At 32.4% G+C, this 7,865-nt stretch carries 10 protein-coding genes and 1 pseudogene; 4 read left to right on the forward strand and 7 right to left on the reverse strand.

Translation table 11 applies throughout. The annotated features are described in order from the left end of the window. Positions 1–138: 138 nt before the first annotated feature. The gene (locus tag DK861_RS12335; RefSeq protein WP_174704108.1) at positions 139–1,131 is read left to right on the forward strand and encodes an acetyltransferase; all 993 of its coding nucleotides are present in this window, start codon (positions 139–141) and stop codon (positions 1,129–1,131) included. Positions 1,132–1,315: 184 nt separating this feature from the next. On the opposite strand, the gene DK861_RS12340 is transcribed toward DK861_RS12335, so the two are convergent. From DK861_RS12340 to DK861_RS12350, 3 genes are all read right to left on the reverse strand, one after another. Then, the gene (locus tag DK861_RS12340) at positions 1,316–1,465 is read right to left on the reverse strand and encodes a bacteriocin immunity protein (protein WP_006537186.1); all 150 of its coding nucleotides are present in this window, start codon (positions 1,463–1,465) and stop codon (positions 1,316–1,318) included. Between the two features lie 215 nt (positions 1,466–1,680). After that, positions 1,681–2,190 carry a lipocalin family protein gene (locus tag DK861_RS12345; RefSeq protein WP_109400294.1) on the reverse strand — a complete coding sequence of 170 codons (510 nt, stop codon included), beginning with the start codon at positions 2,188–2,190 and terminating at the stop codon, positions 1,681–1,683. Between the two features lie 24 nt (positions 2,191–2,214). Further along, positions 2,215–3,210: a DUF523 and DUF1722 domain-containing protein gene (locus tag DK861_RS12350; protein ID WP_109400295.1), complete on the reverse strand. Its 996-nt coding sequence runs from the start codon at positions 3,208–3,210 to the stop codon at positions 2,215–2,217. Positions 3,211–3,480: 270 nt separating this feature from the next. Between DK861_RS12350 and DK861_RS18485 the strand changes: the two genes are divergently transcribed. Next, positions 3,481–3,702, forward strand: a complete 222-nt coding sequence (locus DK861_RS18485) for a hypothetical protein (RefSeq protein WP_239452178.1) — start codon at positions 3,481–3,483, stop codon at positions 3,700–3,702. A 94-nt stretch (positions 3,703–3,796) separates the two neighbouring features. Here DK861_RS18485 and DK861_RS12360 read toward each other — a convergent pair. The 3 genes and pseudogenes from DK861_RS12360 to DK861_RS12370 all read right to left on the reverse strand — a co-directional run. Further along, a pseudogene (locus DK861_RS12360) lies at positions 3,797–3,979 on the reverse strand (colicin E3-like toxin immunity protein); the annotation flags it as partial. Positions 3,980–4,104: 125 nt separating this feature from the next. After that, positions 4,105–4,500, reverse strand: a complete 396-nt coding sequence (locus tag DK861_RS12365) for a subtilase family AB5 toxin binding subunit (RefSeq protein WP_162556780.1) — start codon at positions 4,498–4,500, stop codon at positions 4,105–4,107. 62 nt (positions 4,501–4,562) lie between these two features. Further along, positions 4,563–5,222: a methyltransferase gene (locus DK861_RS12370; protein WP_109400297.1), complete on the reverse strand. Its 660-nt coding sequence runs from the start codon at positions 5,220–5,222 to the stop codon at positions 4,563–4,565. Positions 5,223–5,523: 301 nt separating this feature from the next. Here DK861_RS12370 and DK861_RS12375 point away from each other — a divergent pair, with 301 nt between their 5' ends. Together DK861_RS12375 and DK861_RS12380 are read left to right on the forward strand one after the other, a co-directional pair. Beyond that, the gene (locus DK861_RS12375; RefSeq protein ID WP_109400298.1) at positions 5,524–6,750 is read left to right on the forward strand and encodes a DUF3440 domain-containing protein; all 1,227 of its coding nucleotides are present in this window, start codon (positions 5,524–5,526) and stop codon (positions 6,748–6,750) included. A gap of 12 nt (positions 6,751–6,762) precedes the next feature. Then, the gene (locus tag DK861_RS12380) at positions 6,763–7,404 is read left to right on the forward strand and encodes a ParB/RepB/Spo0J family partition protein (protein WP_109400299.1); all 642 of its coding nucleotides are present in this window, start codon (positions 6,763–6,765) and stop codon (positions 7,402–7,404) included. A gap of 130 nt (positions 7,405–7,534) precedes the next feature. Here the strand turns inward: DK861_RS12380 and DK861_RS12385 are convergent. Beyond that, on the reverse strand, positions 7,535–7,865 hold a 331-nt coding region (locus DK861_RS12385; protein ID WP_109400300.1), incomplete at its 5' end, for an Hsp20 family protein.

A 7,865-nucleotide genomic window follows, 5' to 3' on the forward strand; every position in this document is an offset into this window, starting at 1 on the left:
TGAATATCGATGTTACGTTTCGGGGTAGCGACTCAAATATTATCTATATCATAAACCGCTCTACCTTGACTAATAAATTTATTTCAAATAAGTGTATCAATACAGTACAATAAAGTAATTTCTATATAGGGCGCTCATATGAAACAACAAATTAAGCCTGAGTCAAATAATATGGCCCAACCATATTGGCCTACCTTGAAACTCATATTGAGTTCTTTTATTGTTTTTAATTTCTACTTAAATTTAGCTGATAAAAACAAGATCTTACTTCTTATTGATATTTTTAACTTAACACTAATTCCTATGTTTGTATTTATAGTTGCATTTGTAACGAAAAATATCACGTGGAAGTCTTTAAAGCTTAGTTTACTTTCATCTATTATCATTTACTTAACATTTCAAACAGTTGATGCAATCCCACTATACTTCTCAGGCGAATTAAGTTTAAATACTTATATCTTTGAACCTCAAAATGGAGTATGGTTTTTTTTAGCTACACCTGTTTGGCAAACTTTTTTTTTATTATTACCAAAAAAATTAAAATCTAATAAATTAATATTATTTTCTATTTTGATAGCATCATTGGTGCTTTCTTATTTAGCCAAAAATTATTTAATTAATTCATCCCAATTCTTCTCTATTATTATATATTTCCCATTCTTTATAATGGCTTATTTTATTAATAATGAAAATATATCCTCATTAAGAAAAAAACCTTTTTTGATAATTGTAATCACTACAACTTTAGCTATAGCTACACTCTATCATGAGGACAGTATCAATAGCGTAATTATAAACTTTACTAAAACTGATTTTTTATCATCTTTTTTTGTTATGTATATTTTAAAGTTCTTGATAAGTGTTGTTTTAGGTTCCAGTATAATTTATTTCGCTTTATCAACTGATAAATATGCTAGAGTATCAAACAATGCTTTAGGTGTTTATTTAATCCATCCTATTATTTGTTTTATTTTCTTACAAATATTAACTTATTTCCATGTGGAATATACTTTTTTAGTCATAATATTACTAACACTATCAACGATTAGCCTCTCTCTTTTATTAGCTTTTAACTCAACTATTCACTGGTTTATTGAGCCTAAATTAAACTTTAACAAGTCGCCACATTAGAACTGCTTAAAAATCATAAGTAACGGTCTTAGCAGCAATTGCCTCTCCATATCTTTAATGATTAAATCGGTAACTTCTGTGCAAACCATAAAAGACTTGGTGTTTTTCAAAAGCATTATGACAGATATGATTTTTTAAGAAAAAATGGGGATCACTTAATGTGTGGAGTGAAACACTTTTGTTACTAGAAGATGAGCAACACTTTATCTACATTCTTGAACTCTAAAATATGCTTAACATCTTCTTTTGTAGTGTTTTCTACATTAAAAATTTGTTTAACAAATGATAAAAATTCAGCTTCCGTATAATCACTAATATTTTGCTTTTGACTCATTATTATTTCTCTCTATGAATATCAATGAGCCGCTTAGGATTGCTCAGAACCTGCATAAAGTCACCGTTTACGGACACTGCAATAGCTTTTTAAGCCCGAGCATGTTAACGCCATCCCGATAACAAATCCCCATTCATATTACGAATAGACACCTTCAAGTCATAATTAAATACTACCAAATTAGATAGTATTTAAATTCAGCTATATACCTTTTGTTAAAATATTATGATCCTGCTACTATCAAATCCATATGATGTTGCAAAATTAATATATTCATTCAACAAATTTGATGGCATGGTCGGTGTACGTGATAAAATCCATAAATAATCTTTATCTGGCCCTACAACCAAAGAATATTGATAATTCTTATCCAATTTGATGATATTATATCCACCATAGAATGAACCAAAAAATGATACTTTTAATGCACCTTTATTAGATGAATCAACAAAATAAGCCTTACCGATACTTTCTTTCCAGCGATGTTTATTTTGACTCCAACCTCGATTAATAACCTTAACACCACCATCATTTCGTAATGAATAATTTGCGGTAACTTTCGTTAAGCCTTTTTCAAAACGATTATCTATTCTAGCGACCTCATACCACTGCCCAAGATAACGTGATAGATCAAAATTATTAACAGGCTCAATGTCACTCGGAGGAATAACATTGCATCCAGTAAGAATCAATGAGCTTAAAAAAGTGACAAAAGAACGTATCATATTTTCCTCCTATCAATAAGTTTATTATAATCCATAACGTAATCTTAAGGATTGGGGATAAGGATGAAAATATCTCTGTTTACTCAAATAATTATCAGGATACTCTGATAGATAATAATTAATTAATGTTAAAGGTGCTAATAAAGGCTGTATTCCTTGACGATATTCTAAAATTAATTGACTTAATGCTTGTCGCTGATTTGGTGTTAAATAGCGCTTAAAATACCCCTGTACATGCATAAGAACATTGGTATGATTACGTCGTGTTGCTTGGTGTTGTAATAATGTCATAAATCTATTTCGATATTCATCAAAAAAAGCTTCCAATGAATGCCATTCTTTATTATTAGCAACAAAGCGACCTAACTCTCTATAAAGAGGTTGTGAATGAGCCAATAAGAGCAGTTTATATCTTGTATGGAAATCGATTAAAGACTGACGAGTAAATGCGTTCATTCTCAATTCATTCAACTCATCCAGTGCAAATACACGTATAACAAAATTTTCTCTTATATGAGGATCATTCAATCGTCCATCTTCTTCTACTGGTAACCAAGGCATCTTTTTTTTCAGATTTTCTGTAAAAATACCCGTCCCTGCCTTCCGATTACCATTACCAATAGGATCATATACACGAACACGCTCTAATCCACAACTTGGTGATTTTGCACAAACAATATACCCACTAAACTGATTAAATTTCTCTAAATACTCAACAGAATACCGATTCATCTTTTCAGTTAAATCACCTTCACTCCCGTTACTAAATTTTAATGCAATTTCTCCTGAATTTGATTTAACTAATCTTAGTGCTGGTCTTGGTGTAGGTAAACCAATAGCCATCTCAGGACAAGCCGATTGATATTCAAAATAATTAGATAATTCATCTACGGCAAGATGAAAGCACTTATGACCACCATCAAACCTAACATTATTGCCTAATAAACAAGTGCTAATCCCTACAATAATTTTTTTACTAACAAAATTATTTTTGTGAATATCTGTAACAGAGTTAAGCATTCTTACAACCTCATATGAAACATTCATATAATCTGATTATAGTAGATCATAACTGTATTCATATTAGTAAGATTAGATATCGGTGAATTAAAAATTAATTCTTATCGACAAAAATGAAACCTATTAATTTATTCCGCCAGTATTGTGGTACGAAAATATAAAAAGAGATAACCGCATTAGATATCGCTGACGTCAAAGTATTAGGATATTCAAGAATGGCGCCCTATTTATCAGCAAGTTAAAAATCACCCTCTTTACCTGCAATGCGGCATGTTGTTGGCTTTAACCACAGGTCAGCGGATCGGTGATGATGGATTATTAGAAAAAGTATCTAGCTATGAGAGACGACAAAACAAACCCGAAGGCTTAAGTAGTTCTCCTGATGTTCGCTGTGTCGTTAGTCGGTATGGTCTGGCTGGGAGGTGCCATATTGTAAAATGCGAAAATGACGGAGAGGACTTTATTGAAGGTGAGTGTGTTAAGATTGATTAACTTACTGATTTTTCTAGATCGTCATTTGGAACAAAAAAACCTTCGTTAAGAGGCTTTTAAAACGATACGAATAAATATTATATACGTTTGTTCATTACCACTTATCACGATAATCAAAAGCTACCTGATAATCGTATTTATTTAGTTCAATTTTATGTTTGATATATTTCTGTAGATAAAGAACCCATGCGGAAATAACATCGAAGCTACCTGCATTTATGATATTTTCTGTCGGATTAACAGTCTGTTCAATAACCGTGTCGTCATCTCCCAGATCGACCGAATATTTTAGTTATAGGAGCAGACACACAGCTCTTGTGTAAAGTAATTAGGGTGTGATGAGTACTGTGGTCTGCGTATTAGGAAAGGATAATGTAAGTTATAAAATATACTATTATTCAATTAGTTATCTTTTATTGGTCCCATGCAACGACTATTATGACAACTAGCGAACCCTGCTATCGCTTTATTTGAATATACTCGAGTAAATTTGGGATGAGTCCAAACATTAGGTTGAACATATAACCTAAAGCTTTTACCTGTTGTGTAGTAATAATGTGCTTGCTGAAAAAAGTGCTCATAAGAAGAAGCCCAATCTGACTTATTTGATACAGCACAGGCGATAAATTGACCGCCATGATTCATGGCCTTAACACAAAAATACCGACCATCTTCAATTTTGCCCGAATTAAAATCCGTTAACGTAACATTAGAATAATATTCAATATTATGACTTAATGTATCTGTGGCAAATGCCGCTGGTGTTAAGAATAAAAAGGCAAAAAACAGGCTACGCATTAACATATCATTCCTTAAGAAAATAAAGATAAAAGGCCTCTAATCCAGAATAATATTTCTTATTATTTTTTATTCTTCGCTGTGAACAAAGCTACAGTACCTTGTACATGTATAGAGATGTCATGAAATAAAGAGGAAAGCATTTCTTCCAAAGAGCCTACCGAATCAGAATAATTACAAAAAATACCTTTTTTGTTATAAATAGACATTAATTTTTTACCAAAGAAATTATGTTTAACTCCCTGCCCTAAAATCGTTGCGCCATATAAAACCCCTTTTTCTGTCAGTAAATAACTTATATGTTCTATTGCTTTTTTCTTATCATCCATCGTTCCTGGTAAACAATGTAGTAAATAAAACAAGGAGATAGAATTATAAGATCCATTTAATTTATTAGAAAAAGGCTGAAAAACATCATGCTGGAGGCAATTTATTAATTTATCATCAGATAAATACTTTTTAGTATGTTCCAGACTGTGCAAATTAAGATCAGTTAATGAGATTTCTTTTATATAACTTATTGATTTTTTTAAATAAAATCCCGCTCCAACACCAATATCCATATGGCGATCACCGAGATGATTTTTAAAATGTGGAATTAAATATTTATTCGTATCACACTGCCATGCATAGCTATTAGAAATATTAAGCACCCACCAATCATATAGCTTCAATGACACTGGTGTATATACTTTAACTCCATCATGTGTATTTAATGTCATACAATACCTATCATAAAATGACTATTTTATTTTTTATTTATTGTATGAATAGTTGAAAATACCGAATAATAAATCAGGAAATATCTTTAAAATATTATCTACTAACTAAATCACTTTCTTTATTTCTCTTAATTATAAAAAATCTTTCATTACTAGAGACTATCAATAATAACAATGACATATGATTTATTATTCTATTTTTCAAGTAAATCTCAGTAACAATCAGCAACCATCACTTACCCTTATGGTCTAAATATGATTAAGTAATAATACTATTAACTAACTTATTCTGGTGATAGTTATGTCTTGCAAACACAAAATTCCTCTTGGAATAAATGTGCTAGATGCTACTCAAACGCGAATTGAATGGTTGTTTGATACTTTTGAACAAATCTCTCTCTCCTTTTCTGGAGGTAAAGATTCTACTGTTCTGTTTCATCTTGTTGCTGCAGAAGCAAGAAAGCGGCATCGAAAATTCAATGTCATGTTTCTTGACTGGGAAGTGCAATACTCCGCAACCATTAGCCATGTTGCAAAAATGAAATTTTTGTATGAAGACTGTACGGAGCGATTTTACTGGATAGCATTACCTATAACGACGGAAAGCGGGATCTCACAATATGAACCGACTTGGACAGCTTGGGAACCAGAAAAAAAATGGGTAAGGCAACCGCCAGAAGACGCAATAACTGATCCAGACTTTTTCCCTTTTTATCATCCGAATATGATTTTTGAAGACTTCACACCTGCATTTAATCAGTGGATCACGGGAAATCATCGTAGTTCAGTTATTTTATTAGGGATCAGAGCCGATGAATCATTAAATCGCTTTATTGCTATCAATAACAACCAAAAACTACGTTATGCCGATGATATCCCATGGACAACGGCATCACCCGAAGGTTTTTATTATATGGCCTATCCTATTTATGACTGGCATGTAAAAGATATTTGGACATACATTTCACGTTTTAACCTACCCTATAATTCTATTTATGATCTAATGCACCAAGCTGGGGTTAGTTTAAGTCAAATGCGTATTTGTGAGCCATTTGGCCCTGAACAACGTAAAGGGCTATGGTTATACCATGTTTTAGAACCTGAGACGTGGAGTCTCGCCTGTGAACGAGTGAGTGGTGCTGATGCAGGTATGTTATACACTCACCCTCATAATAAATCAGGTTTTTTTGGGCAACGTAAAATTAGTAAACCAGCCCATCATACATGGAAATCTTACGCCCACTTTTTACTAGCGAGCTTACCGGAACAAACAGCCGAACATTACCGAAATAAAATCGCAGTTTACCTTCATTGGTATGTTGAGCGAGATTACCCAAATGGTATACCCGATGAACAAGATGGTCATACTAGCAGTAAACAAATCCCGTCTTGGCGACGGATCTGTAAAACTATTTTACGTAATGATTTTTGGTGTAGAACATTAGCATTTAGTCCTACTAAATCACACTGTTATGACCGATATTGCAAACGGATACAGGAAAAACGTAAAAATTGGCAGTTGATTTAACAAGAGGTAAATATGACTATTGAAACAGTGTTTTCTTCGCTAAAAGATTATCTACTAAAACTAAATGATGAGCAAAAAATCGAAGCTATCAATAAAATCAAACTATTTCTTCATCAAGTTAGTCCATTCAAAAATGAACCTATAGACTGTGTTCTTTGGATAAAGCAAAATCAAGTCATAGCAAATGACTACAATCCTAATGTTATGTCTCCTACAGAAAAGAGATTACTCAAAACCTCATTGATAAAAGACGGTTATACTCAACCTGTTGTTGTAGTATCTGCCCCACAAAATAAAACTAAACAATTGCAATGGCAAATCGTTGATGGCTATCATCGTTATTTATTAAGTAAAGAAAACGCCTTAAAAAAACGAATTAATAATTATTTACCAGTCACCATCCTTGATGTTAAAAACAACACAATGTCAGATCAAATAGCAACAACTATTCGTCATAATCGAGCAAGAGGACAACATCAAGTCGCAGCTATGTCAGATATAGTTAGAGATCTATCCCGATTAGGATGGAGCGATAAACGGATTGGTGATGAACTAGGTATGTCACAAGATGAAGTATTACGCTTAAAACAAATCTGTGGGTTAGCTGAATTATTTTCAAAGCGCCTTTTCTCAGAGGCTTGGACAGTAAAATAAGAAATAATTATTTTCTATCGATAAAACTAATCAACTCAAGTTTGAATTAATCCAATTTAAAGCCCTGACAAAAACAATTAAGGCTACACATTATGTGTAGCCTTAATCTTATTCACATTATCTAACTCAATTAGCTTTTATCTTTATTTTCTATTGCTATTGTTTGCCGTTTTTCTTCTTCAGGCAACTCATACTCAATAGCAATAGTCAGAAGTCCACTTGATAAATCGGCTTTTTCTATTTTAACATTTTTACCGAGGTCAAATTGCAACGTAAATTGTCCTTGAGATATGCCTCGGTGGATCCATTTATCATTGTCTTCTTCTGATTTTTCTTCTTTTTTCCCTTCAATCAATAAACGGCTTCCTTTCAATGAAACTGATAAGTCATCTTCTTGATATCCAGGCACACTCACTGTCAGTTCATAATGGTTATCATCAATCTGTTTCAGGTTATAAGTC

Source organism: Proteus sp. TJ1640 (assembly GCF_003144445.1).
Classification (GTDB): domain Bacteria; phylum Pseudomonadota; class Gammaproteobacteria; order Enterobacterales; family Enterobacteriaceae; genus Proteus; species Proteus penneri.